A 23,245-nucleotide genomic window follows, 5' to 3' on the forward strand; every position below is an offset into this window, starting at 1 on the left:
AGGGAGCCATGATGTACAACGCTCAAGGAAAGATGTCCCAGGCCGACGTGCTCGCGCAATACGCGCCGCTCGTGCGCCGCCTCGGGCTGCAGCTCGTCGCGAAGATGCCGGCGAGCGTCGATCTCGACGACCTGATCCAGGCCGGCATGATCGGCCTGATGGACGCCGCCGGCCGCTACAAGGAAGACCAGGGCGCGCAGTTCGAGACCTACGCGACGCAGCGCATCCGCGGCGCGATGCTCGACGAGCTGCGCAGCAACGACTGGCTGCCGCGCAGCCTGCGCAAGACGTCGCGCGAGGTCGAGCACGCGGTGCACCAGGTCGAGCAGCATCTCGGCCGCTCGGCGAGCGAGACCGAGATCGCCGAGCACCTGAAGATGCCGCTCGACGAATACCAGGGGATGCTGCAGGACCTGCACGGCAGCCAGCTCATCTACTACGAGGATTTCGACCGCGCCGCCGACGACGAGCCGTTCCTCGACCGCTATCGCGTCGATCACGCCGATCCGTTGTCGGCGCTGCTCGACGACCATCTGCGCGAGGCGCTCGTCGAGGCGATCGAGCGGCTCCCGGAGCGCGAGAAGCTGCTGATGTCGCTGTACTACGAACGGGGTCTGAATCTGCGCGAGATCGGCGCGGTGCTCGAGGTGAGCGAATCGCGCGTGTGCCAGCTGCACAGCCAGGCCGTCGCGCGCCTGCGCGCGCGGCTGCGCGAACAGGCGTGGGTGGGCGCCGAGTCCTGACCCTTTGCCGACGGCCGCGCGCCCGTGCCGCGGTTGTTCGGTGCTTGCGCATTTCGCGCGCCGATTTGCTACAATCCCCTCCGTTTTCCGAGGAGCGTTGCGACGGACCATCTGCGTCCGCCAGGCTCGGAAAGCTTCACCAAGCAGCCGTGCGGCGATTTTTTCGCGCCGGCCCCGCTTCCTGAACGGCGCTCACGTCACCAATCTAGAAACTTTTTAGAAAGGAGGGCGTGATGAACGCCATTATCGATTCCAAGGCTTCCCACGATTACGTCGTCGCCGACATGGCGCTGGCCGGCTGGGGCCGCAAGGAACTGAACATCGCCGAGACCGAAATGCCGGGCCTCGTGCAGATCCGCGACGAATACAAGGCGCAGCAGCCGCTGAAGGGTGCGCGCATTGCCGGTTCCTTGCACATGACGATCCAGACGGGCGTGCTGATCGAGACGCTGAAGGCGCTCGGCGCGGACGTCCGCTGGGCATCGTGCAACATCTTCTCGACCCAGGACCACGCCGCTGCCGCGATCGTCGAAGCCGGCACGCCGGTGTTCGCGTTCAAGGGCGAGTCGCTCGACGAATACTGGGAGTTCTCGCACCGCATCTTCGAATGGCCGAACGGCGAATTCGCGAACATGATCCTGGACGACGGCGGCGACGCAACGCTGCTGCTGATCCTCGGCTCGAAGGCCGAGAAGGACCGTTCGGTGATCGCGAAGCCGACCAACGAGGAAGAAGTCGCGCTGTACAAGTCGATCGCGGCGCACCTCGACGTCGACGCGAACTGGTACTCGAAGCGCCTCGCGCACATCAAGGGCGTCACCGAAGAGACGACGACCGGCGTGCACCGCCTGTACCAGATGGAAAAGGACGGCCGCCTGCCGTTCCCGGCGTTCAACGTGAACGATTCGGTCACGAAGTCGAAGTTCGACAACCTGTACGGCTGCCGCGAGTCGCTCGTCGACGGCATCAAGCGCGCGACCGACGTGATGATCGCGGGCAAGGTCGCGGTCGTCGCGGGCTACGGCGACGTGGGCAAGGGTTGCGCGCAGTCGCTGCGCGGCCTGGGCGCGACCGTGTGGATCACCGAAATCGATCCGATCTGCGCGCTGCAGGCGGCGATGGAAGGCTACCGCGTCGTGACGATGGAATACGCGGCCGACAAGGCCGACATCTTCGTGACGGCGACCGGCAACTACCACGTGATCAACCACGATCACATGAAGGCGATGCGCCACAACGCGATCGTCTGCAACATCGGTCACTTCGACTCGGAAATCGACGTCGCGTCGACCCGCCAGTACCAGTGGGAAAACATCAAGCCGCAGGTCGACCACATCATCTTCCCGGACGGCAAGCGCGTGATCCTGCTGGCCGAAGGCCGCCTCGTGAACCTCGGCTGCGCGACCGGCCACCCGTCGTTCGTGATGTCGAACTCGTTCGCGAACCAGACGCTCGCGCAGATCGAGTTGTTCGTGCGCGGTGGCGAGTACGAGAACAAGGTGTACGTGCTGCCGAAGCATCTCGACGAAAAGGTCGCGCGCCTGCACCTCGCACGCATCGGCGCGAACCTGTCGGTGCTGTCGGACGAGCAGGCTTCGTACATCGGCGTGCAGAAGGACGGCCCGTTCAAGCCGAACCACTACCGCTACTGATGCGTCGCCGCCGCCGTGCCGCCGCGCCCCGCTGCGGGCGCGCGCGGCACGGCGGCACGGTGCCGGATCGCCGGCCGTCGCGCCATGTCCGCGTTCACGCGGGCACGCGTGGCGGCGGCGACCGCTGACCGCGCAGATCGACAACCGAACCGGAGCCCTCCATGAGCCTTATCCTCACCTGGGTCATCAACGCCCTCGCGCTGCTGATCATCACCTACCTCGTGCCGTCGATCCACATCAAGAGCTTCGGCACCGCACTGATCATCGCGGTCGTGCTCGGCCTGATCAATACGGTGATCCGCCCGGTGCTGATCCTGCTGACGCTGCCGGTCACGATCGTCACGCTCGGGGTGTTCATCCTCGTCGTGAACGCGCTGTGCTTCTGGTTCGCGTCGTCGCTGCTGAAGGGCTTCGAGGTGTCGGGTTTCTGGTCCGCGTTCTTCGGTTCGATCCTGTACAGCATCGTGTCGTGGCTGCTGTCCGCGCTGATCTTCGGGCAGCGCGACATCGGCTGACGGCCGCGCCCTCTCTTCAGAATCATGAAACCGATCGAACTCTCGTTTGAATTCTTCCCGCCGAAGACGGCGGACGGCGTCGAAAAGCTGCGCGCCACGCGCGCGCAGCTGCTGCCGCTGAAGCCGAAATTCGTCTCCGTGACGTTCGGCGCCGGCGGCTCGACGCAGCAGGGCACGCTCGATACCGTGCTCGACATGCAGAAGGACGGCCTCGAGGCCGCGCCGCACCTGTCGTGCATCGGCTCGTCGCGCGACAGCCTGCGCGCGATTCTCGACCAGTATCGCTCGCACGGCATCCGGCACATCGTCGCGCTGCGCGGCGACCTGCCGTCGGGGATGGGCGAGGTCGGCGAGCTGCGCTATGCGTCCGAGCTCGTCAGCTTCATCCGCGCCGAGCATGGCGACTGGTTCCACATCGAGGTCGCGGGCTACCCGGAGTACCACCCGCAATCGCGCTCGCCGAAGGCCGATCTCGAGAATTTCGCGCGCAAGGTGAAAGCCGGCGCGAATTCCGCGATCACGCAGTACTTCTTCAACGCGGATGCGTATTTCCGCTTCGTCGACGATGCGCGCAAGCTGGGCGTGGACGTGCCGATCGTGCCGGGCATCATGCCGATCACGAACTTCTCGCAGCTGATGCGCTTCTCCGAGATGTGCGGCGCCGAAGTGCCGCGCTGGGTCGCGCGCCGTCTCGAGAGCTTCGGCGACGATCGCGAGTCGATCCGCGCGTTCGGCGCGGACGTCGTCACGGGCCTGTGCCAGCGCCTGATCGACGCGGGCGTGCCGGGGCTGCACTTCTACACGCTGAACGCAGCGACCGCGACGCGGACGATCTGCGAACGGCTCGCGATGTAAGCAAGCGCCGTCACGCGGTTGCATGCGTGAAAGCCCCGCCGGTTTGCGCCGGCGGGGCTTTTTTATCGTGAAGCCTGAAGCGTGAAGCGTGACGCGTGGCGGAAACGTGCGCGCGCGTCAGCGCTGCGCCTGCATCAGCGGCGGGCGGCGGTCGAACCACGGCCGCGCCTGTTCGAGCTGCCGCGCGAGCCTGAGCAGCAACGCTTCGTCGGCGTGGCGCGCGGCGAACTGCACGCCAATCGGCAGCCCGCGCGCATTCCAGTACAGCGGCACCGACATCGCCGGCTGGCCGGTCAGGTTGAACAGCTCGGTGCAGCCGGCCCACGCGAACGCCTTCTCCGACGATTTCGCGAGCATTTCCTTCAGCAGCGGCTTCACCGGCAGCGCGGCGACCAGCTTCATCTGCGCGGATTCGAACGGCGTCGGCTGCAATTCGCCGATCTTCACCGGCGGCCCCGCGAGCGACGCGCACAGGATCGCGTCGTAGCGCGACACGAGACCGGCGACCTGCACGGTGAGCTGGCGCTGCCATTCGAGCACGTCGGGCAGCCGTGTGCGCGCGAGGCGGCGGCCGACCACGGCCATCGCCCACGTCGCGGCCTCGAATTCGCCGCGCCGCGGCGTGCGGCCGGTCAGTGCGCGCGCGCCGAGCACCATTTCCTCGGCGATCGTCGCCCATAGCGTCAGGAAGGTTTCGGCCGCGCGCGCGTAGTCGATGGGCAGCGTCGCCGGCTCGACGTGATGGCCGAGCGATTCGAGCAGCGCGGCCGCGTCGTCGAGTGCCGCGCGCGTGTCGTCGGCGAGCGCCGGTGCGAGCATCGGATCGACGACGAGGCCGATCCGCAGCGGGCCGGGCGGCGTATCGAGCGCGCCGAGGAAGGTGCCGGGCGCGCCGGGCGGCAGCGTCTGGCCGGTCGTCACGTCGAGCAGCAGCGCACTGTCGCGCACGCTGCGCGACACCGCGTGCTGGACGACGAGTTCGCCGTTCGACGGCAGGTCGACCAGCACCGGGTTGCGGCTCGGCTTCAGGCCGAACAGCCCGCAGCACGACGCCGGAATGCGGATCGAGCCGCCGCCGTCGGACGCATGCGCGAGCGGCACGATGCCGGCCGCGACGGCCGCCGCCGCGCCGCCGCTCGAACCGCCGGGCGTGTGATCGAGGTTCCACGGATTGCGGCACGCGCCGAACAGCTCCGGTTCCGTGTACGGCATCTGGCCGATCTCGGACGTGTTGGTCTTGCCGAATACGTTGAGGCCCGCCGCGCGGCTGCGCGCGATCACCGGCGAATCGTCGGCCGGCACGAAGTAACGGTAGTGCCGGCTGCCCATCGACAGCGGCAGCCCGGCGACCGCCGCGCCGAGATCCTTGACGAGATACGGCACGCCGGCGAACGGCGTATCGGCGCCGGGTTCGGGCGCGGCCGCCGCACGCTCGCGCGCGGCTTCGTAGTCCTGCAGCACGATCGCGTTGATCGCGCCGTTGACCGCTTCGGCCTGGCCGATCGCGGCGTCGAGCAGTTCGCGCGGGCTGGCGTGGCGGTCGCGCACGAGCGCGGCGAGGCCGATTGCGTCATGCGCGAGATAGTCCGAGTGCATCGCGGTCACCCCCGTTGTGACTCGTGGCGATGGTGCGAGCATAACGCGGGCCCGGCGTGGCGGGCCCGCGGCCGGCGTTTTTAGAGGTGCTCGGCGAGGAAGGTCAGCGTGCGGCCGTGCGCGAGCGCCGCGGCGCGCTGGTTGTACGACGCGCGGTCCGTGCAGTTGAAGCCGTGCTCGGCGTCCGGGTACACGTGGAACGATGCGTTGTGGCGGCCCGCGAACGCGGCCTTCACCTGCTCGACGGCATCGAGCGGGATGGCGTGGTCGTTCTCCGCGTAGTGGAACAGGATCGGCTGCGTGACCTGGCCGGCGAGGTCGAGCGCGTTCTGGATGCCGCCGCCGTAATACGCGACCGCCGCATCGACCTTGCCGCTCGCGGCCGCGCGGTACGCAAGCTGGCCGCCGAAGCAGTAGCCGATCGCGGCGAGCTTGCCGGCCACTTCGGGGCGCGCACGCAACGCGTCGGCGGCCGCGCCGATGTCCGCGACCGCGAGACCCACGTCGGTCTTCTTCAGCAGCTCGATGCCCTTGTCGCGATCCGCGCCCTCGTAGGTCAGCTCGACGCGCGGCTGCGTGCGCCAGAACACGTCCGGCGCGAGCGCGACGAAGCCGTCGGCCGCGTACTGGTCGGCGACCGCACGGATGTGCGCGTTCACGCCGAAGATCTCCTGGATGATGATGACGGCAGGGCCCTTGCCGCGCTTGGGCAGTGCGAGATAGCCGCCGAAGCTGTCGTTACCGGTCGGGATGTCGATCCATTGGGCAGTCACGTTCTGAACTCCTGGCGTACGGGGTGCGCGAGGCGCCCCGGAGGGTGAAAAGAGGGCGGCCTAGTGTGCCACCAATCGTCCGGTGCTGCAGTGCACGCGCGCGCTTCTCGCGCAGCGATCGTTTCGATCTCGATTATTCATTTTTCGGCGCCGCGCGGCTTCGATAGAGTCGATGTGTCGGCCTTTACAAAGCGCTTTCGCGCATCGTCATCGAAGGATTCGCCATGTCTGCCCGCTCGTTTTCCACACCCTTTTCCGAACGCTTCGGCCTGCGCCTGCCGCTCGTGCAGGCGCCGATGGTCGGCGCGACCACGACCGCGATGGCCGCGGCCGCCTCGAATGCCGGTGCGCTCGGCAGCTTCGGCGCCGGTGCACTCGCGCCGGAGCGTATCGAGGCCGAAGTCGCCGCGATCCGCGCGGCGACCGATCGCCCGTTCGCGATCAACCTGTTCGTGCTGCCCGACGTCGCGCCCGATGCGGCGACCGTCGCGCGCGCCCTCGCGGCGATCGACCCGCTGAACGCAACGCTCGGCTTGCCGCCGGGCACGGCGCCTGCGCGCTACGCGCCCGATTTCCGTGCGCAGCTCGATGCGCTCGTCGCGCTGCGCGTGCCGGTCGCGAGCTTCACGTTCGGCGTGCTCGACGCGGCCGATGTCGCCCGCCTGAAAGCCGCCGGCACTTATGTGATCGGCACCGCGACGCACGTGGCCGAAGGGCTCGCATGGCAGGCGGCCGGCGCCGACGCGCTGTCCGCGCAGGGCGCCGAGGCGGGCGGCCATCGCGGCACCTTCATCGGTTCCGCCGACGATGCGCTGATCGGCACGTTCGCGCTGGTCCCGCAGCTCGTCGATGCGACGGGCCTGCCCGTACTCGCCGCGGGCGGCATCATGGACGGCCGCGGCATCGCGGCCGCGCTCGCGCTCGGCGCGCAGGGCGCGCAACTCGGCACCGCGTTCCTCACGTGCGCGGAAAGCGCGATCGCGCCGGACTGGAAGGCGCGCCTGCTCGCGAGCGCCGATACGTCGACGCAGGTCACGCGCGCGATCACCGGCCGTCATGCACGCGGGCTGCGCAACACGCTGATGGCGCGGCTCGGCGAGCACGTGGCCGACGCCGCACCGTATCCGGTGCAGAACGCGCTGACCCAGCCGCTGCGCCAGGCCGCGGCTCGCGCGAACGACGGCGACTACCTGTCGCTGTGGGCCGGCCAGGGCGCGCCGCTCGCGCGGCGGCGCGGCGATGCGCTGACGACGTCGCAACTGGTCGCCGCGCTCGATGCGGAATGGCGTGCATCGGCCGCCTGAACGCTGCTTCATCCGCCAGAACCGTTGATATCGGACGGCGAAACGCGCGTGGTGTCACGCGCGTTTCATTCAATGATCCCGGGCACAAAATACCGAATCGAAATGCCTTCGGGATTGCTTTGAAACGACCTTTCGAAAGTGTGCCGGGAATTAGCGGAAACCCTTATTCGTCGGGGCTTGCAGCGCTATTCGAGTCACCCTTCCAAAGCGTGCATATCGGTAGTGTTACCACTATCCTAAAAAAGTCCCACAAATTAATTTGATCACCTACACTTGCGCGCTAGTACGGGCGGGCGGCTGCTAAAAGCGGCGGTTTTCACGTGCTTGAGGCCAAGTGCATGAACGATGCAACCGGCGAATCGTCCAGTGATTGCAAACACGGGGATGGCAGCGGGGCACCGGGCGATGGCGTTTTTTGGGACCGAACTGGAGACTTACATGAATATCAAGATGCAAAAGCTGTTGCCGATCACCGCAGCGGCGATGCTGTGCGCTGCAGCTGCAAGCAACGCGTCCGCCGATCAAGTCGTCAAGATCGGCCACGTCGCGCCGTTGACGGGCGGCATTGCACACCTGGGCAAGGACAACGAAAACGGCGCACGTCTCGCAGTCGAGGAGATCAACGCGAAGGGTCTCACGATCGGCGGCCAGAAGATCACGCTGCAACTCGACCCGCAGGATGACGCCGCCGACCCGCGGCAGGCGACGCAGGTTGCGCAGAAGCTCGTCGACGACAAGGTCGTCGCGGTGGTCGGCCACCTGAACTCGGGCACGTCGATCCCGGCCTCGAAGATCTACAGCGATGCGGGCATCGTGCAGATCTCGCCGTCGGCGACCAACCCCGCGTACACGCAGCAAGGCTTCAAGACCACGTACCGCGTGGTGGCGACCGATGCGCAGCAGGGCCCGGCACTGGCGAACTACGCGCACTCGAAGGGCATCAAGAGCGTGGCGGTGGTCGACGATTCGACCGCATACGGCCAGGGTCTCGCGAACGAGTTCGAGAAGAAGGCGAAGGCGCTCGGCCTGAAGGTGGTGTCGCATGACGCGACGAACGACAAGGCAGTCGACTTCCGCGCGATTCTGACGAAGATCAAGGGCGAGAACCCGGACGCGATCATGTACGGCGGCATGGACGCCACCGGCGGCCCGTTCGCGAAACAGGCGAAGCAGCTCGGCCTGCGCGCGAAGATCTTCGCGGGCGACGGCGTGTGCACGGAAAAGCTGGCCGACCTGGCCGGCGACGCGACCGACAACATCGTGTGCTCGGAAGCCGGTGCTTCGCTCGAGAAGATGCCGGGCGGCGGCGCGTTCAAGGCGAAGTACGAGAAGCGCTTCGGCCAGCCGATCCAGATCTACGCGCCGTTCACGTATGACGCCGTGTACATCGTCGCCGACGCGATGAAGCGCGCGAACTCGACGGACCCGGCGAAGATCCTCGCGGCGATGCCGGCGACGAAGTACACCGGCGTGATCGGCACGACGACCTTCGACTCGAAGGGCGACCTGCAGCACGGCGTGATCTCGCTGTACAACTACAAGAGCGGCAAGAAGTCGCTGCTCGACGAAGTGAAGATGTAACGCGCAAGCGGCCGGCAGAAGGGGTGAAAGCGCGCATGCGGCAACGCATGCGCGCTTTCTTTTTGGGCCGGCGTGCGCCGCCGCGCCGTCAGAGCTTCAGGTGCGCGAGCACCTTCGGCGCGACGAGCGCGACGAGCGCCGCGCACAGCGCGACGACCGACAGGCCGATCGTCAGGTTCGCGGCCTGCGCGACCGCGCCGATCACGACCGGACCGAACAGCAGTCCGAAATACGCGAGCCCGGCCACGTGCGCGAGCCCTTCGGCCGCGTGGATGCCTTTCACGCGCGCGGCGGCCGCGAACAGCACGGGCATCATGTTGGCCAGCCCGAGGCCCATCAGCGTGAAGCCGGTCAGCACCGCGACCGGATTCGGCAGCAGCAGCGCGCCGATCATCCCCGCGCACGCGAGCGACGCGCTCGCGAACACGAGCTGCGGCGCGCCGAAGCGGGCGCGCACGGCGTCGCCCGCGAAGCGCGCGAGGGCCATCCCGCCCGAGAACGCCGCGTATGCGGCGCTCGCGAGCGCGGGGCTCGCCGCGACGACGTCGCGCATGTAGACCGTCGCCCAGTCGTACATCGCGCCTTCGGCGATCAGCGCGATCAGCGCGATGCCGCCGAGCATCCACAACGCGGGCGAGCGCCAGCGGTTGCCGCCGCCGTGCGCGTGTTCGTGATGCGGCACGTGCGGCAGCACGGCCGGGCTCGCGGCCACGAGCACCGCGGCGCTCACCGCCGCCGCGAGCGCGAGATGCGCGACGGGCGCCATGCCGGCCGACAGCAGCGCGCCGCCGGCCGCCGCGCCGGCCATCCCGCCGATGCTGAACATCCCGTGCAGCGACGACATGATCGGCTTGCCGAGCGCGATTTCGACCGCGCTGGCCTCGGCATTCATCGCGACGTCGAGCGTCGCCATCGAGAAGCCGAACAGCGCGAGCACCGCGAGCAACATCCAGTAGTCGGGCACGACGAGGATCAGCGCCGCGCACGCGGACATCACGAGCCCGCCGGCGAGGCACGCGGTGCGCGAGCCGACGCGCGTGATCCAGCGCGCGATGGTCAGCATCGCGGCGATCGACCCGCCGGCGACCGCGAACAGCGCGATCGACAGCAGCCCGGGGCTCAGCGCGAACTTGTCGCGCACGGTCGGCACGTGCACGCCCCACGACGCGTACATCATGCCGGCGACGAAGAACAGCGCCATCGACGCCGTGCGCGCACGCTGGCGGGCCGGCAGCGGCAGCACGCGATGCGCATCGGGCGGCGCGGCGAACGGGGACGACGATTCGGGGGACGACGATTCGGGGGAGGAGGATTCGGACACGGGCAGGCTCGTCAGGAAAATGCACGGGCGCACACGGCGCCCGTCGGATTTGTCCGATTCTATCGAACCGCTTACGTTCCTGCCGGGCGCTGGCCGTTCGGTCGATGCGCGGGCGATCGGGCCATCCCGCGGCGGCGGCCCGGTGGTGCATCGGCCGTTCGGCCGAGGCGCAGCGTGCGGCGAGCGCGGGTAACATCGAAGCCATGCCCGACGCGCCGCCTTTCGACCGCAGGAGTCTGCCTTGAACATCGATCCCGCCTTCGCCCTGCATCTGCTGCACCGCTGCGCGCTCGGCACGCTCGCCACCCATGCGCGCGAACCGCAGGGCTTCCCGTATCCGACGGTCGTGCCGTTTGCACCCGATGCAAGCCATCGGCCCGTGATCCTGGTGAGCGGCCTGGCCGAGCACACGCGCAATCTCGCCGCCGATCCGCGTGCGGGTTTCCTCGTCGTCGATGCAAGCGGCGGCGATGTCCTGAACGCCGAGCGCGCGACGCTGCTGGGCCGGTTCGTGCCGCTCGGCGACGATCCGCACGTCACCGCGCGTTACCTGCGCTACGAACCGGACGCCGCGCGCTATCTCGCGCTCGGCGATTTCGCGTTCTGGGCGCTCGAGATCGAGCGGCTGCGCTATATCGGCGGGTTCGGGCGGATGGGATGGGTCGACGGCACGCATCTCGATGCGCTGCCGCCGCTCGCGTTCGACGACGAACAGGCGCTGTGGCGTGCCTACGAGGCGGGCGCCGCACGCCGCGACGGGCTCGACCTGCTCGGTGTCGATCGCCATGGCGCGGACTGGCGATGCGACGGGCGCCGCGTGCGCACGCCGTTCGAGGCGCCGTCGGCCGATACCGGCGCGCTGCGCGAGCGGCTGATCGCCTGCGCACAGGATGTGACGTGACGTCGCGGGTCAGTGATTTGTCCGTTTAGCAAACCGCGTCATGTGGTTTTTCGCAAAACTGTCGTCCGATGAAAGCTTTGATTTTTTTGAATGCAGGGTAATTGCGTATGTTGATAGACCTAATAGCCAATCGCTAATGTCCTAATCTCTATGGAGGAGCGTAAAAATTTGAGAAAAGGCCGCGGCCGGTCAAAATGACATGTGAGAATTACAATTGATCTCGGGATTTTCATGAATCTCGCTTCTATCAAATCTTTTTTGTGCTAATCTCTGCCTTCGAAAATCCGAGGCACATATATTTCATGAATGGTGAGCTGGCTACAGATCGGCGCCATTGGTCAGATAGATAGAAAGGGAAACTATGTCTTCTTACAAGGACCTGCTGGCCCAGCGGGAGAAGCTGGAGAAGCAAATCGAAGAAGCGAAGTCGCGTGAATACGCTGAAGTGCTGAATGACGTGAAGCAGAAAATTGCCGACTACGGCTTTTCGCTCGCCGAACTCGGTCTCAGCCGCGCGAAGGCCGGCAAGGTCGGTCGTCCGCGCGCGGGCGTGGCGGCAAAATACCGCGATCCGGAAACGGGCGCGACGTGGTCGGGTCGTGGCAAGCCGCCGCGCTGGATCGCCGGCAAGAACCGCGAACAGTTTGCGATTTAAACGTTCGTTCAGGTTGCCCGCTCTTCAAAAGAGCCGCGTGTCCGTCGAGGAGCGCGGCTTTTTTGTTTTCCGGACGCCGGCGGGCCCCTCGGCGCTGTCACAAAAGTGTAAGCATGCTATGTGAATGAAAATGCGACACGTTCGTATAAGCGATTGATTTAAATGAGAAATTTGTGGGTATTGGAAGAGCTTGCGGGGCGCCTTTGATAGAATTGCGTACCGCACACAGATATCTCATATTTCATGTCCACGTTTTCCGGCGACGCGCAGAGCGCAGATAAGCACGCAGTTGCGCGCAGGAGCACGCTCGTCAGTATTGTCCTGAATGTCGTGCTTGCGACATTTCAGATCGTCGTCGGCGTGATTGCGCATTCGCAGGCATTGATTGCTGACGGTGTGCATTCGATTTCCGACTTGATCTCGGATTTTGTCGTGCTGGTTGCGAATCGGCATAGCGGTGCATCGCCGGATGCCGACCACAATTACGGCCATAGCCGCTACGAGACGGTCGCGTCGCTGTTTCTCGGCGCGATCCTGATTGCGGTCGGTATCGGCATGCTCTGGCGCGCCGGCGACCGCCTCGTTAATCTCGAAAACATTCCGGCCGTGCATTTTTCCGCGCTGATTGTTGCGCTGACGGTGCTCGTGTCGAAGGAAGCGCTGTTTCGCTACATGCTGCGCGAAGCGCGGCGCGTGCGCTCGGCGATGCTCGTCGCCAACGCGTGGCATGCGCGTTCGGATGCCGCGTCGTCGCTCGTCGTCGCGATCGGCATCGTCGGCAGCCTGGCCGGTGTGCGGCTGCTCGACCCGATCGCGGCGGCGATCGTCGGCTTCATGGTCGCGCGTATGGGCTGGACGTTCGGCTATGACGCGTTGCAGGACCTCTCCGACCGCGCGCTCGATACGGCCGACACGGCCGAGATCCGCGCGCTGCTCGCCGCGACGCCCGGCGTGCGCGACGTGCACGACCTGCGCACGCGCAAGATGGGCGATGCCGCGCTCGTCGATGCGCACATCCTCGTCGATCCGAAGATCTCCGTCTCCGAAGGGCATTACATTGCCGAGACCGCGCGTGCGCGCGTGCTGTCCGACCCGCGCGTGCTCGATGCGCTGATCCATGTCGACCCGGAGAACGACGCGGCGCGCCGTCCGGCGCTCGCGCTGCCGCCGCGCGGCGAGCTCGCGGCCCGGCTCGAGGCCGCGCTCGCGCAGCGCGGGCTGCGCGCGGCGGCGATCAACCTGCATTACCTGAGTACGGGGCTCGAGGTCGACGTGACGCTCGACAGCGACCCGCGCGACACCGATGCGGCGCTGGCCGGCCGGCTCGACGTCGAGACGCTGAAGCGCGAGTTCGGCGCGCGCCGGATCGGCTTCACGCGCACGTTGCCCGTGCAGAAGTGACCGGCAGCCGCGAAAGCGGCCTGCCGCGGGGCCGGCCTGCGCGTTACAGCGGCAGTTGCGTGTCGAACTTGATTTCGCGCAGCACGACGCTCGTGCGCACCTGCGATACGGCCGGGATCTTGAAGATGCGTTCGTGCAGGAACACGTCGTAGGCCTTGATGTCCGGCGCGACGATCTTGAGGATGTAATCGGCTTCGCCGGTCGTGCTGTAGCACTCGGTGACTTCCGGGCAGGTCGCGATCTCGCGCTCGAACTGCTCGACGCCGCCTTCGTTGTGGCGCGTCAGGTGCACGTGCGCGAGCGCGCAGACGTGCAGGCCGAGCTTCTCGCGATCGAGCAGCGCCGTGTAGCGCTGGATCACGCCCGACTGTTCCATGTCCTTGATGCGGCGCCAGCACGGCGTGCTCGACAGCCCGACCTGGTCGGAGATTTCCTGAACGGAACGGCGCGCGTCGAGCTGCAACAGGCGAAGGATTTTTTGCGAAAAGGAATCGAGCGTCACCTGCGCCTCCATGCGGCAGCTACAACACGCTGAATGTTAGAGGGCCGGGGAAGGAAAGGCAATCTGGCGACGCGCTGTTGAGCGAGATTCGCTAATTTGCTCGCGGATCCGTGGGATTTTGTCCCGCCCCCGCGCCTTCCGACCGATCGGTATCCGACACGGCGAGGCCCGCGAGCGCGGCCTGCTGACGGCGCAGGTCGGCGAGCATGTTGCAGAACAGCGCGCCTTGCTCGATCGCGTCGTCGAGCGCGACGTGCGTGTGCGGATGGTCGTCGAACCAGTGCTTCGGAAAGCGCGGCTTGATCGCCTTGCGGTACGGCAGGCCGGTCATCGCGAACGCGAGCGTCTTGATGTCGAGCGCCGACCACGAGAACGGGCAGCGCCCCGCGAAACGCATCATGTACCAGAACATGAACGTGAAATCGAAGCCGGCCGGCATCGCGACGAACACCGGCTTGCCGGGCAGCGCCTCGACCCATTCGACGTAGGCGACCAGCGCCGCCTCGGGCGCCTGCAGGTCGCGCCGGCAGGCGGCCCAGGCGTCGGGTTCGGTCTTCCACCAGGCTTCCTGCACCGGGTGCGCGTGCGCGCCGGGCAGGGTCTCGAGGTTCGCCGAGAACGTCGCGATCAGCTGCTTGTCCTCGGTATAGGCGGCCGACGCGAAGCTCAGCATCGAGTGCGGGCCGGGAATCGGGCCGTCGGCTTCGACGTCGGTGCTGACGTAAATTTCCGGGATGGCGGTCTGGTTCATCCGAATACCTTGTCGGACACGAACGGGTTCGTGCGGCGCTCGTCGCCGAACGTCGACACCGGGCCGTGGCCGGGCACGAACGTGACGTCGTCGCCGAGGGGCCACAGCTTTTCCTTGATCGAACGCACGAGATCCTCGTGATTGCCGCGCGGGAAATCGGTCCGGCCGATCGAGCCGGCGAACAGCACGTCGCCGACGATCGCGACGCGATGCGCGCGGCTGAAGAACACGACGTGGCCGGGCGTATGGCCCGGGCAGTGATAGACCTCGAGCGTCTCGTCGCCGAACTGCACGGTGTCGCCGTCGTTCAGCCACTGGTCGGGCTCGAAGACGTCGGCGGCCGGAAAGCCGAAGCGTTCGCTCTGCATCGGCAGCTTCTCGATCCAGAAGCGTTCTTCTTCCTGCGGCCCCTCGATCGGCACGCCGTAGCGCGTCGCGAGCGTCTTCGCGCCCGCGCAGTGGTCGATGTGCCCGTGCGTGAGCAGCACCTTCTCGACCTGCACGTTCTGCCGCGCGACTTCCTGTTCGATCCGGTCGAGGTCGCCGCCCGGGTCGACGACGGCGGCGCGGCCCGTCTTCTCGCAGACGAGCAGCGAGCAGTTCTGCTGGAACGGCGTGACCGGAATGAGCGTGACTTTCATGGGGGCACCGGCGGCTAAAAGGACCGATTGTACCGGTCGCGCGCGCCGCCTGCCGTGCGTGCGATGCATGCCGCGGCGCGCGGACGAGGGCATTCCCGGAGCATGCCGATTGTTACAGCCATAGCGAGAATCAATGGTCCGCCGGGGGCGCTTTTCGAGACAAGGTTTTGATTTATGTATAATGCGGCCCATTGCGCGTGAATTTCACGCAATTCGCTGGTGTTTCGGCCCCGTTAAACGAGGCGTCCGATTCACCGTCAAGCATCGCCCGCCGGGGAGTCCGGCGGTGTATCCAGCACCGAACATTCGGTGCTCACGTCTTGTCCGGCCGGGCGCTGCGCGCCCGCCTGCGGCCCTGCTGCCGCGCCGCCGGATGAGGCCTGTGCCGCCGTTCCTGTGCGTTGGTCGTATCGACGCGCGCGAACGTGAAGCCATGTTCGATGGCGGCATGTGGGGTCTGGTCAGGCTGTTGGGGACAGGTTGCGCCAGACGTGAAAGCTAATCAGGACGGTTGCGGCCTAGACGAACGCCGCGCCCATGCTAGCCGCCTGCTCGCATTCGAGCGGGGCGTGCACGCATTTGCCGTCCGGGCCGCATCTCTGCGTTGTGAAGCAGCGTTGTATCGATGCGGCCCGAACCACAAGGCGACACGTCGATGAATTTACGTTTTCCGAGCCGATTCGGGACCATTGCATTATTTTTTGCGTTGACGGGCTGCGCGGTGCCACCCAGCCAGACCACCGGCAGCGCGAACCAGAAGAACGCGGTCGACAAGACGGCCGCTGCCGCGAAGGCGGACAACGACAAGCAGCAACTGAATTTCGATTCCGCGCTGGCATCGATGCCGGCTGCCGACACCAAGGACGCGAAGAAGTCGTCGCTGGCGGAGGCTGAGCCGATCGACGGCAAGGACGTGTCCGACTTCCGTCAGTCCGGCCGCGCATCGTGGTACGGGCGGGATTTCCACGGCCGCCGCACCGCGAACGGCGAGCGTTTCAACATGAACGCGCTCACCGCCGCGCACCGCACGCTGCCGCTGTCGTCGTACATCAAGGTGACGAACGCATCGACCGGCAAGTGGGTCGTCGTGAAGGTCAACGATCGCGGGCCGTTCAAGCGCGGCCGCGTGCTCGACCTGTCGTACGCGGCTGCCAAGGTGATCGGCCTCGTGCACGCCGGCACGGGCCGCGTGAAGATCGAAGGGCTGTCGCCGCAGGAAGCGCGCGAGGCACGCGACGAAATGCTCGCGTCGATCTCGACGAGGTAACGCGCGGCGGATCGTCCGCTCATGCACAAAGGGCTGCCTCCCGGCAGCCCTTTGTCGTTTCTGCGCGCCAGCGTCGCGCGTCAGCCTTCCTTGCCTTCCTTCAGCACGAGCGCACGCGCATACAGCGTGTTGCGCGATGCGCCCGTCAGCGCGGCCGCGAGCTTGGCCGCGCTCTTCACCGGCACCTCTTCCAGCAGCAGCCTGAGCAGCGCGTCGTGCGCGGTGTCGTCGGCTTCGCCGCTTGCCGCCGGCGCGCCTTCGACGACCAGCACGAACTCGCCGCGCTGCCGGTTCGCATCGCCGGCGAGCCAGCTCTGTCCTTCGGCCAGGGTGCCCTGGAACAACTGCTCGTGTAGCTTGGTGAGTTCGCGCGCGATCAGCAGCCGGCGCGCGGGGCCGAATGCGTCGGCGAGTGCCGCGACGGTTTCGGCGATCCGGTGCGGCGCTTCATAGAACACCAGCGCGTACGGGTGCGATGCCAGCGCCTGCAGCGCGGTCGCGCGCTGTTTCGCCTTCGGCGGCAGGAAGCCCGCGAACGTGAACGCGCCGGCCCAGTCGCCGGCCACGCTCAGCGCGGTCACGGCCGCGCTCGGGCCCGGCAGCGGGATCACCGCGAAGCCGGCGGCACGCACGGCGTCGACGAGCCGCGCGCCGGGGTCCGAGATGCCGGGCGTGCCGGCGTCCGACACGTAGGCCACGCGTTCGCCGCCACGCAGCAGTTCGATCACGCGCTGCGCGGCTTCGCGTTCGTTGTGCTCGTGCACGGCGACGAGCGGTTTCGAGATCCCGTAGCGGGCGAGCAACTGGCCCGTGTTGCGGGTGTCTTCGGCCGCGATGCGGTCGACGAGGCCGAGCACGTGCAGCGCGCGCAGCGTGATGTCGGCCGTATTGCCGATCGGCGTGGCGACCACGTAGAGCGCGGCGTCCGGGTAGTGCTGCGTATGCGCGAGTTCGAGGAGGGCAGTCATGGCAGGCAATGCACGCAATCGCGGCACGAGCGGAACAAGGACGGCATTGTGCCACGCGGCGCCGGCCGGGCCGGATGACGCGCGCGGTCGGCCGCATTCGGGCGACAACGTTTCCGGTGCGGCGCGATCCAAACCGGTCGGCGCGGCGTTCGAGCAGCGCGCGCGGCAGTTTCTCGAGCGTCATGGTCTCGGGTTCGTCGCCGCGAACGTAACGATGCGCGGCGGCGAGCTCGATCTCGTGATGCGCGAGCCCGACGGCATGCTCGTGTTCGTCGAAGTGCGCGCGCGGCGCAGTACCCGGCATGGCGGCGCGGCCGCGAGCGTCGGCTGGCGCAAGCGGCGGCGTCTGGTCGCGGCTGCGTTGCAGTTCTGGTCGCGGCACGGCGCCGGCGCCGCGTGCCGTTTCGACGTCGTCGCGTTCGAGGCAGGACGGCTTGCGTGGCTGCGCGACGCATTTCGTACCGACGATGCGTAGCCGCGAGCTGTGACGAGATGTAAAGAGTTCTTGCCGGACCCCCGGAGAGGGCGCCGGAGTACGGTAAACTCGCCGCACCCACGATGTCGCGCGAGTTGTGCCGCGCGCCCAGTTCACCAGGAATCGATGTCAGTCGAACGTATTCAGCAACAATTCCGCGACAGCGCCGCGCTTCATGCCGAAGCGGCCGACGCGCTGTCGCTGCCGATCGCAGCCGCGGTCGATGCGATGTTCGCCGCACTGGCGAACGGCAACAAGATCGTCGCGTGCGGCGACGGCCCGTCGGCCGCCGCCGCGCAGTACCTCGCCGCGTCGCTCGTCGGCGGTTTCGAGCGCGAACGTCCGGGCCTGCCCGCGATCGCGCTGGCCACCGACGCGTCGCAGGCCGGCCTCGCGGGCGCGGCCGCCGTCGAGCAACTGTTCGCGCAGCAGGTGCGCGTGCTGGGCCAGACGGGCGACATCCTGCTGGTGCTCGACGCGGGCGGCGCATCGCCGCGCGTGCTCGCGGCGATCGACGAGGCGCACGAGCGCGAGATGACCGTCGTCGCCTTGACGGGCGGCAACGACCACACGGTCGCGGCCGCGCTGTCCGACACCGATATTCCGATCAGCGTGCCCGCCGTTCGCGCGGCGCGCATCCACGAAGTCCATCTGCTGACCATCCACTGCCTGTGCGACGGCATCGACGCGATGCTGCTGGGTGAGGATTGAACGAAGGAGAGCCGTCGATGAATCAAAGCCGCGTCAAACAGACGCTCGTCAGAACCACGCTGCTCGCCGCGCTGACGGCGGGCCTCGCCGTGTCGCTGCAGGGTTGTGTGCTCGGGGTCGTGGGCGCAGCGGCCGGCGGCGGCGCGCTGATCGCGACCGATCGCCGTACGCTCGGCGCGCAGACGGAGGATCGCGAGATCCAGGTCAAGTCGCTCACGCAGATCAACAACGGGCTGCCGGACCAGTCGCACGTGAACGTGACGGTGTTCAACCGCCGCGTGCTGCTGACGGGCGAAGTGCCGAACGATGCGTCGAAGCAGCGCGCCGAGGAAATCGTGCGCGGCATCAACAACGTGAACGGCATCGTCAACGAGCTGTCGGTCGAGCCGGCGTCGTCGCTGTCGTCGCGCGCGAACGACTCGTACCTCGAAGGGCGCGTGAAGTCGGAGCTGATCGCGACGAAGGGCATCTCGGCGAACTACTACAAGGTCGTCAGCGAACGCGGCAATCTTTACCTGATGGGCCTCGTGACGGTGGACGAAGGCAATCGTGGTGCGGAAGCCGCGAGCCAGGTGCCGGGCGTCGAGAAGGTCGTGAAGGTGTTCCAGTACGTGAAGCCGCAGGACGCGCAGGCGCTGCAGGACGCGTCGCCCGCGAGCGGCGCATCCGGCGCACAGGCGGCTGCCGCACCGGCGGATAGCGCGACGGTCGGCGCGGTGCCTGACGCGTCGGTGCAGTCCGCGCCGCTGCAGCCGCCCGCGCCGATCTCGAATTCGTCGAACGTGCATCCGGGCAATCCGAAGGCGAAGGCGCAATGACGGGCAGGCAGATGAGGCAGATGAAACGATGGATGGTGCAGGGCGCCGCGGCTGCGGCGCTCGTGGCCGGCACGCTGGGCGCCGCGCATGCGGACGTCGGCGACGGCCTGAAGGTGGCGCGCAGCAACGCGTGCATGGGTTGCCACGCGGTCGACCGCAAGCTCGTCGGCCCGTCGTTCAAGGATATCGCCGCGCGCTACAAGGCCGATCCGCAGGCCGTCGCGAAGCTGTCGAAGAAGGTGAAGGACGGCGGCTCGGGTGTCTGGGGCGCGATTCCGATGCCGGCGCATCCGCGCATGAGCGACGCCGACGTCCGTTCGGTGGTCGAATGGGTGCTGGCCGGCGCGCCGTCAAAGTAACGCGTCGGGGTGACGTAACCCCTATTGCCAAGCGCGGAAATGCGTGTGTATGATGATTGACTGTTGGGGCGGTAGCTCAGCTGGGAGAGCGTCGCGTTCGCAATGCGAAGGTCGGGAGTTCGATCCTCCTCCGCTCCACCAACGGAATTCGAAAGGCTCGATTGCAAGATCGGGCCTTTTTGTTTTTCTGCGGATCCAGTGGCCGACGAGCTAGGTAGCCAACTCGTGGATCAATCTGAACGTCGGCACCGACAGCACCGCGAACCCCACCGTAATGACCGCGAGCACCGCGGTCCTCTTCCGCAGCAGCGCGCAGAGGGCGATCGACAGCCCATAGAACGCGCAGGTCAGAATGAAGATCCACCACAGCGCCGCATAGCCCGCACCGCCTTCGAAATTCGATACGTTCCGCGTGATCCGGGTTGCGACAAAACCAGCGACGGTCATGCTCGCGGGCAGACACAGCACCGAATACAGCACGAAGACGATGATCTGCCGCGGTGTCGGATCGGATGACGTCATGGCGAGAGCGTTCTTTTGCGGATGGATGAGGGCGCCCGACCGTGCGCCGTGCGGGCCGATTCAGGCAGCCGGCAGGATGCGACCGTTTCCCGCGTTTGGCAACCGCCACCCGCCCGTCGTCCTGTCACCCCGCCCTAAACCCGCCCAAAACTCGGCCGCTTCGGATCGTACGTCCACCCCGGCACCAGATATCGCATCGCCACCGCATCGTCGCGCGCGGTGCCGCCCACCTCGTTGTACAGCGCATGCGCGGCCTCGACCTGCGCCATGTCCAGCTCGATACCAAGCCCCGGCCGTTCCGGCACGGCCACCTTGCCGCCGACGATCGCAAGCGGTTCGCGCGTGAGCCGCGCGTCGCCTTCCTGCCAGATCCAGTGCGTGTCGATCGCGGTGATCGTGCCGGGCGCGGCCGCCGCCGCATGCGTGAACATCGCGAGCGACACGTCGAAGTGGTTGTTCGAGTGCGAGCCCCACGTGAGCCCCCAGTCGCGGCACAGCTGCGCGAGCCGCACCGAGCCCTGCATCGTCCAGAAATGCGGATCGGCGAGCGGGATGTCGACCGCCTGCAGCCGCACCGCATGATCCATCTGCCGCCAGTCGGTCGCGATCATGTTGGTCGCGGTCGGGATCCCCGTCGCGCGGCGGAATTCGGCCATCACCTCGCGGCCCGAATAGCCGCCTTCCGGCCCGCACGGATCTTCCGCATAGGCGAGCAGGTGGCCTTGCCCGCGGCACAGCGCGACGGCCTCGTCGAGCGACCACGCGCCGTTCGGATCGAGCGTCGTGCGCGCGTCGGGAAAGCGCGTGTTGATCGCCGCGATCGCTTCCATCTCGTCCGCGCCGGTCATCACGCCGCCCTTCAGCTTGAAATCGGCGAAACCGTAGCGCTCGACCGCGGCTTCGGCCTGCCGCGCGATCGCGGCCGGCGTGAGCGCCGCTTCGTTGCGCAGCCGGAACCACGGATCGCTCGAGCCCGTCTCGTCGCGATACGGCAGATCGGTGCGGCGCCGGTCGCCGATATAGAACAGGTACGCGAGCATCGGCACCGCGTCGCGCTGCTGGCCTTCGCCGAGCAGTGCCGCGACCGGCACGTCGAGGTGCTGGCCAAGCAGGTCGAGCAGCGCGGCTTCGATCGCGGTGATCACGTTGTCGAGCCGCAGGTTGATCTCGTGCGGCTGGCGCAGCACCGCCGCCTCGCCGGCCGACGTCACTTCATGGCGGATCGTGCGGCCGGCACCGGCGCCCGCACCCGCACCGGACAGCGCCGCGCGCACCGCATTGAGCGTCGCCTTGTAGCGCCCGATCGACTGCCCGACCACGCGATCCGTCATGCGCTCGAGCGCGTGGCGGATGCCTTCGCCGCCCGGCACTTCGCCGACGCCCGTGTGCCCGCTGCTGTCGTCGAGGATCACGAGGTTGCGCGTGAAGTACGGCGCGTGCGCGCCGCACAGGTTGAGCAGCATGCTGTCGCGGCCGGCGACGGGAATCACCTGCATGCGCGTGACGCGCGGGGTGCCGGCACGGCTGGGTTCGGACATCGGTTCGCTCCTGGTTCCGTTGGCGCGCGGCCCACGTCGTTCATTGAAGCTCGACGCGGCGGATCTCGCCGACGACGAACAGGTAGCAGATCACGGCGACGAGCGCATGCGCGACGACATAGACGAGCGCGCCGTTGAACGAGCCGCTGCGGTCGACGATATAGCCGATCGCGATCGGCGTCGTGATGCTGGAAAGATTGCCGCACGTGTTGAGCAGCGCGCCGCTCAGGCCGGCGATCTGGCGCGGCGCGGTGTCGGCGTTGACGGCCCAGCCGAGCGCGCCGAGCCCCTTGCCGAAGAACGACAGCGCCATGAACACCACGACGAGCACGTGCGAATCGGTGTAGTTGCAGACGATCATCGACATCGACAGCAGCATGCCGATCACGATCGGCACCTTGCGCGCGACCGACAGCGACCGGCCCTGCTTGAGCAGCGCATCGGACACGACGCCGCCGAGAATCCCGCCGAGGAAGCCGCACACGGCGGGGATCGACGCGACGAGCCCCGCGTTGAGGATCGACATCCCGCGCGCCTGCACGAGATAGACGGGGAACCACGTGATGAAGAAGTAGGTGAGCGCGTTGATGCAGTACTGCGCGACGTACACGCCGACCAGCATCCGGTTCCTGAGCAGCGCTTTCACGTGGCGCATCGACGGGCCGCCGTCGCGCGCGCCCGTCGCCTGGTCGATGTTGACGAGCGCGCCGCCTTCGGCGAGGTAGTCGAGTTCCGCGCGGTTGATGTTCGGGTGCGCGTTCGGGTCGAACATCGTGCGGTTCCACACCAGCACGAACGCGAAGCCGAGCACGCCCATCACCGCGAACACCGACTGCCAGCCGAACGCGTGCACGAGCCAGCCCATCAGCGGCGCGAACACGACGGTCGCCGCGTACTGCGCGGCGTTGAAGATCGCCGACGCGGTGCCGCGCTCAGGCGCCGGGAACCACGCGGACACGATCCGGCTGTTGGCGGGGAACGACGGCGCCTCGGCCGCGCCGACCAGGAAGCGCAGCCCGAACAGCAGCGCGAACGCGGCTGCGCCACCGAAGAAGCCGATGCCGCCCTGCAGCAGCGTGAACAGCGACCAGAAGAAAATGCTGAACGCATAGACGATGCGCGATCCGTAGCGGTCGAGCAGCCAGCCGCCCGGCAGTTGCGCGATCACGTACGACCAGCCGAATGCCGAGAAGATGAAGCCCATCTGCACATGGCTCAGGTGCATCGAGCGGGCCAGCGCCGGGCCCGCGATCGCGATCGCCGCGCGATCCGCGTAGTTGATCGTCGTGACCGCGAACAGGACGGCCAGCACCAGCCAGCGCACGCGGGTGCGCCGGGCCGTTGCCGATGCGGACACCGGCAGCGCGTGAAGCGGATTCATGACTTGTCTCCTCCG

At 67.4% G+C, this 23,245-nt stretch carries 24 protein-coding genes, 1 tRNA gene and 1 riboswitch; of the genes, 15 read left to right on the forward strand and 10 right to left on the reverse strand.

Annotated elements, in window-relative coordinates:
* Nucleotides 1–8 precede the first annotated feature (8 nt).
* The 4 genes from HWX03_RS35355 to metF all read left to right on the forward strand — a co-directional run bounded on the left by HWX03_RS35355 (nt 9) and on the right by metF (nt 3,765).
* On the forward strand, nt 9–743 hold the full coding sequence (locus HWX03_RS35355; RefSeq protein ID WP_174432409.1) for an RNA polymerase sigma factor FliA: 735 nt from the start codon (nt 9–11) through the stop codon (nt 741–743).
* An 83-nt stretch (nt 744–826) separates the two neighbouring features.
* Nucleotides 827–944, forward strand: a riboswitch (S-adenosyl-L-homocysteine riboswitch).
* A 32-nt stretch (nt 945–976) separates the two neighbouring features.
* Entirely contained in the window at nt 977–2,395 is a 1,419-nt protein-coding gene (gene ahcY, locus HWX03_RS35360) for an adenosylhomocysteinase (RefSeq protein ID WP_175823315.1), read from the forward strand.
* 161 nt (nt 2,396–2,556) lie between these two features.
* On the forward strand, nt 2,557–2,910 hold the full coding sequence (locus tag HWX03_RS35365) for a phage holin family protein (protein ID WP_027783248.1): 354 nt from the start codon (nt 2,557–2,559) through the stop codon (nt 2,908–2,910).
* Between the two features lie 24 nt (nt 2,911–2,934).
* The gene (metF, locus tag HWX03_RS35370) at nt 2,935–3,765 is read left to right on the forward strand and encodes a methylenetetrahydrofolate reductase [NAD(P)H] (protein WP_175823314.1); all 831 of its coding nucleotides are present in this window, start codon (nt 2,935–2,937) and stop codon (nt 3,763–3,765) included.
* A 117-nt stretch (nt 3,766–3,882) separates the two neighbouring features.
* Here metF and HWX03_RS35375 read toward each other — a convergent pair whose 3' ends face one another.
* The gene (locus HWX03_RS35375; RefSeq protein WP_175874530.1) at nt 3,883–5,361 is read right to left on the reverse strand and encodes an amidase family protein; all 1,479 of its coding nucleotides are present in this window, start codon (nt 5,359–5,361) and stop codon (nt 3,883–3,885) included.
* Nucleotides 5,362–5,441: 80 nt separating this feature from the next.
* The gene (locus HWX03_RS35380; RefSeq protein ID WP_175874497.1) at nt 5,442–6,134 is read right to left on the reverse strand and encodes a dienelactone hydrolase family protein; all 693 of its coding nucleotides are present in this window, start codon (nt 6,132–6,134) and stop codon (nt 5,442–5,444) included.
* Between the two features lie 224 nt (nt 6,135–6,358).
* Between HWX03_RS35380 and HWX03_RS35385 the strand changes: the two genes are divergently transcribed.
* Both HWX03_RS35385 and HWX03_RS35390 read left to right on the forward strand, forming a co-directional pair.
* Nucleotides 6,359–7,438: a nitronate monooxygenase gene (locus HWX03_RS35385; RefSeq protein ID WP_175874498.1), complete on the forward strand. Its 1,080-nt coding sequence runs from the start codon at nt 6,359–6,361 to the stop codon at nt 7,436–7,438.
* Nucleotides 7,439–7,876: 438 nt separating this feature from the next.
* A complete protein-coding gene (locus HWX03_RS35390; RefSeq protein WP_175874499.1) occupies nt 7,877–9,019 on the forward strand; it encodes a branched-chain amino acid ABC transporter substrate-binding protein in 1,143 nt (380 codons plus the stop codon).
* 88 nt (nt 9,020–9,107) lie between these two features.
* On the opposite strand, the gene HWX03_RS35395 is transcribed toward HWX03_RS35390, so the two are convergent.
* Complete coding sequence (locus HWX03_RS35395) at nt 9,108–10,220, reverse strand: MFS transporter (protein WP_347879551.1); 1,113 nt, start codon at nt 10,218–10,220, stop codon at nt 9,108–9,110.
* Between the two features lie 361 nt (nt 10,221–10,581).
* Here HWX03_RS35395 and HWX03_RS35400 point away from each other — a divergent pair, with 361 nt between their 5' ends.
* The 3 genes from HWX03_RS35400 to HWX03_RS35410 all read left to right on the forward strand — a co-directional run bounded on the left by HWX03_RS35400 (nt 10,582) and on the right by HWX03_RS35410 (nt 13,297).
* Entirely contained in the window at nt 10,582–11,241 is a 660-nt protein-coding gene (locus HWX03_RS35400) for a pyridoxamine 5'-phosphate oxidase family protein (RefSeq protein WP_175874501.1), read from the forward strand.
* Nucleotides 11,242–11,602: 361 nt separating this feature from the next.
* Nucleotides 11,603–11,896 carry an H-NS histone family protein gene (locus HWX03_RS35405; protein WP_006491875.1) on the forward strand — a complete coding sequence of 98 codons (294 nt, stop codon included), beginning with the start codon at nt 11,603–11,605 and terminating at the stop codon, nt 11,894–11,896.
* 243 nt (nt 11,897–12,139) lie between these two features.
* A complete protein-coding gene (locus tag HWX03_RS35410) occupies nt 12,140–13,297 on the forward strand; it encodes a cation diffusion facilitator family transporter (RefSeq protein WP_174432416.1) in 1,158 nt (385 codons plus the stop codon).
* 43 nt (nt 13,298–13,340) lie between these two features.
* On the opposite strand, the gene HWX03_RS35415 is transcribed toward HWX03_RS35410, so the two are convergent.
* The 3 genes from HWX03_RS35415 to HWX03_RS35425 form a co-directional block, all read right to left on the reverse strand.
* Nucleotides 13,341–13,811, reverse strand: coding sequence for an Lrp/AsnC family transcriptional regulator (locus tag HWX03_RS35415; RefSeq protein ID WP_006477376.1), 471 nt, complete (start codon nt 13,809–13,811; stop codon nt 13,341–13,343).
* A 79-nt stretch (nt 13,812–13,890) separates the two neighbouring features.
* Nucleotides 13,891–14,550, reverse strand: a complete 660-nt coding sequence (locus tag HWX03_RS35420; RefSeq protein WP_174432417.1) for an exonuclease — start codon at nt 14,548–14,550, stop codon at nt 13,891–13,893.
* Entirely contained in the window at nt 14,547–15,191 is a 645-nt protein-coding gene (locus HWX03_RS35425) for an MBL fold metallo-hydrolase (protein ID WP_012327719.1), read from the reverse strand. The genes HWX03_RS35420 and HWX03_RS35425 overlap by 4 nt, the downstream gene beginning before the upstream one ends.
* A 655-nt stretch (nt 15,192–15,846) precedes the next feature.
* On the opposite strand from HWX03_RS35425, the gene HWX03_RS35430 reads away from it, so the two are divergent.
* Nucleotides 15,847–16,458, forward strand: a complete 612-nt coding sequence (locus tag HWX03_RS35430) for a septal ring lytic transglycosylase RlpA family protein (RefSeq protein ID WP_175823307.1) — start codon at nt 15,847–15,849, stop codon at nt 16,456–16,458.
* 80 nt (nt 16,459–16,538) lie between these two features.
* Here the strand turns inward: HWX03_RS35430 and rsmI are convergent, their stop codons facing one another.
* On the reverse strand, nt 16,539–17,426 hold the full coding sequence (gene rsmI / locus HWX03_RS35435) for a 16S rRNA (cytidine(1402)-2'-O)-methyltransferase (protein ID WP_175874502.1): 888 nt from the start codon (nt 17,424–17,426) through the stop codon (nt 16,539–16,541).
* 46 nt (nt 17,427–17,472) lie between these two features.
* Between rsmI and HWX03_RS35440 the strand changes: the two genes are divergently transcribed.
* The 5 genes from HWX03_RS35440 to HWX03_RS35460 all read left to right on the forward strand — a co-directional run bounded on the left by HWX03_RS35440 (nt 17,473) and on the right by HWX03_RS35460 (nt 19,930).
* Nucleotides 17,473–17,901 carry a YraN family protein gene (locus tag HWX03_RS35440; RefSeq protein WP_175823444.1) on the forward strand — a complete coding sequence of 143 codons (429 nt, stop codon included), beginning with the start codon at nt 17,473–17,475 and terminating at the stop codon, nt 17,899–17,901.
* Between the two features lie 126 nt (nt 17,902–18,027).
* Nucleotides 18,028–18,612 (forward strand): SIS domain-containing protein, encoded by a 585-nt coding sequence (locus tag HWX03_RS35445; RefSeq protein ID WP_174391265.1) that lies wholly within the window; start codon nt 18,028–18,030, stop codon nt 18,610–18,612.
* A gap of 17 nt (nt 18,613–18,629) precedes the next feature.
* Nucleotides 18,630–19,430 (forward strand): BON domain-containing protein, encoded by an 801-nt coding sequence (locus HWX03_RS35450; protein WP_175823304.1) that lies wholly within the window; start codon nt 18,630–18,632, stop codon nt 19,428–19,430.
* A complete protein-coding gene (locus HWX03_RS35455; RefSeq protein ID WP_175874503.1) occupies nt 19,427–19,789 on the forward strand; it encodes a c-type cytochrome in 363 nt (120 codons plus the stop codon). Before HWX03_RS35450 ends, HWX03_RS35455 begins: the two co-directional genes overlap by 4 nt.
* Nucleotides 19,790–19,854: 65 nt before the next feature.
* Nucleotides 19,855–19,930: transfer RNA gene (locus tag HWX03_RS35460), tRNA-Ala, on the forward strand.
* Nucleotides 19,931–19,999: 69 nt separating this feature from the next.
* Here HWX03_RS35460 and HWX03_RS35465 read toward each other — a convergent pair.
* The 3 genes from HWX03_RS35465 to HWX03_RS35475 form a co-directional block, all read right to left on the reverse strand.
* Complete coding sequence (locus tag HWX03_RS35465; protein ID WP_175874504.1) at nt 20,000–20,311, reverse strand: hypothetical protein; 312 nt, start codon at nt 20,309–20,311, stop codon at nt 20,000–20,002.
* A 134-nt stretch (nt 20,312–20,445) separates the two neighbouring features.
* Nucleotides 20,446–21,849: an enolase C-terminal domain-like protein gene (locus tag HWX03_RS35470; RefSeq protein ID WP_175874505.1), complete on the reverse strand. Its 1,404-nt coding sequence runs from the start codon at nt 21,847–21,849 to the stop codon at nt 20,446–20,448.
* Between the two features lie 40 nt (nt 21,850–21,889).
* On the reverse strand, nt 21,890–23,230 hold the full coding sequence (locus tag HWX03_RS35475) for an MFS transporter (RefSeq protein WP_175874506.1): 1,341 nt from the start codon (nt 23,228–23,230) through the stop codon (nt 21,890–21,892).
* Between the last annotated feature and the right edge of the window lie 15 nt (nt 23,231–23,245).

This window comes from Burkholderia sp. BCC0397 (assembly GCF_902832865.1).
In the GTDB taxonomy this organism is placed as follows: Bacteria; Pseudomonadota; Gammaproteobacteria; order Burkholderiales; family Burkholderiaceae; genus Burkholderia.

Coding starts and splice junctions, on each gene's coding strand:
- HWX03_RS35355 (WP_174432409.1), top strand. CDS start 9: ATGATGTACAACGCTCAAGGAAAGATGTCCCAGGCCGACGTGCTCGCG.
- ahcY (WP_175823315.1), top strand. CDS start 977: ATGAACGCCATTATCGATTCCAAGGCTTCCCACGATTACGTCGTCGCC.
- HWX03_RS35365 (WP_027783248.1), top strand. CDS start 2,557: ATGAGCCTTATCCTCACCTGGGTCATCAACGCCCTCGCGCTGCTGATC.
- metF (WP_175823314.1), top strand. CDS start 2,935: ATGAAACCGATCGAACTCTCGTTTGAATTCTTCCCGCCGAAGACGGCG.
- HWX03_RS35375 (WP_175874530.1), bottom strand. CDS start 5,361: ATGCACTCGGACTATCTCGCGCATGACGCAATCGGCCTCGCCGCGCTC.
- HWX03_RS35385 (WP_175874498.1), top strand. CDS start 6,359: ATGTCTGCCCGCTCGTTTTCCACACCCTTTTCCGAACGCTTCGGCCTG.
- HWX03_RS35390 (WP_175874499.1), top strand. CDS start 7,877: ATGAATATCAAGATGCAAAAGCTGTTGCCGATCACCGCAGCGGCGATG.
- HWX03_RS35395 (WP_347879551.1), bottom strand. CDS start 10,220: ATGGCGCTGTTCTTCGTCGCCGGCATGATGTACGCGTCGTGGGGCGTG.
- HWX03_RS35405 (WP_006491875.1), top strand. CDS start 11,603: ATGTCTTCTTACAAGGACCTGCTGGCCCAGCGGGAGAAGCTGGAGAAG.
- HWX03_RS35410 (WP_174432416.1), top strand. CDS start 12,140: ATGTCCACGTTTTCCGGCGACGCGCAGAGCGCAGATAAGCACGCAGTT.
- HWX03_RS35415 (WP_006477376.1), bottom strand. CDS start 13,811: ATGGAGGCGCAGGTGACGCTCGATTCCTTTTCGCAAAAAATCCTTCGC.
- HWX03_RS35420 (WP_174432417.1), bottom strand. CDS start 14,550: ATGAACCAGACCGCCATCCCGGAAATTTACGTCAGCACCGACGTCGAA.
- HWX03_RS35425 (WP_012327719.1), bottom strand. CDS start 15,191: ATGAAAGTCACGCTCATTCCGGTCACGCCGTTCCAGCAGAACTGCTCG.
- HWX03_RS35430 (WP_175823307.1), top strand. CDS start 15,847: ATGAATTTACGTTTTCCGAGCCGATTCGGGACCATTGCATTATTTTTT.
- rsmI (WP_175874502.1), bottom strand. CDS start 17,426: ATGACTGCCCTCCTCGAACTCGCGCATACGCAGCACTACCCGGACGCC.
- HWX03_RS35445 (WP_174391265.1), top strand. CDS start 18,028: ATGTCAGTCGAACGTATTCAGCAACAATTCCGCGACAGCGCCGCGCTT.
- HWX03_RS35450 (WP_175823304.1), top strand. CDS start 18,630: ATGAATCAAAGCCGCGTCAAACAGACGCTCGTCAGAACCACGCTGCTC.
- HWX03_RS35455 (WP_175874503.1), top strand. CDS start 19,427: ATGACGGGCAGGCAGATGAGGCAGATGAAACGATGGATGGTGCAGGGC.
- HWX03_RS35465 (WP_175874504.1), bottom strand. CDS start 20,311: ATGACGTCATCCGATCCGACACCGCGGCAGATCATCGTCTTCGTGCTG.
- HWX03_RS35470 (WP_175874505.1), bottom strand. CDS start 21,849: ATGTCCGAACCCAGCCGTGCCGGCACCCCGCGCGTCACGCGCATGCAG.
- HWX03_RS35475 (WP_175874506.1), bottom strand. CDS start 23,230: ATGAATCCGCTTCACGCGCTGCCGGTGTCCGCATCGGCAACGGCCCGG.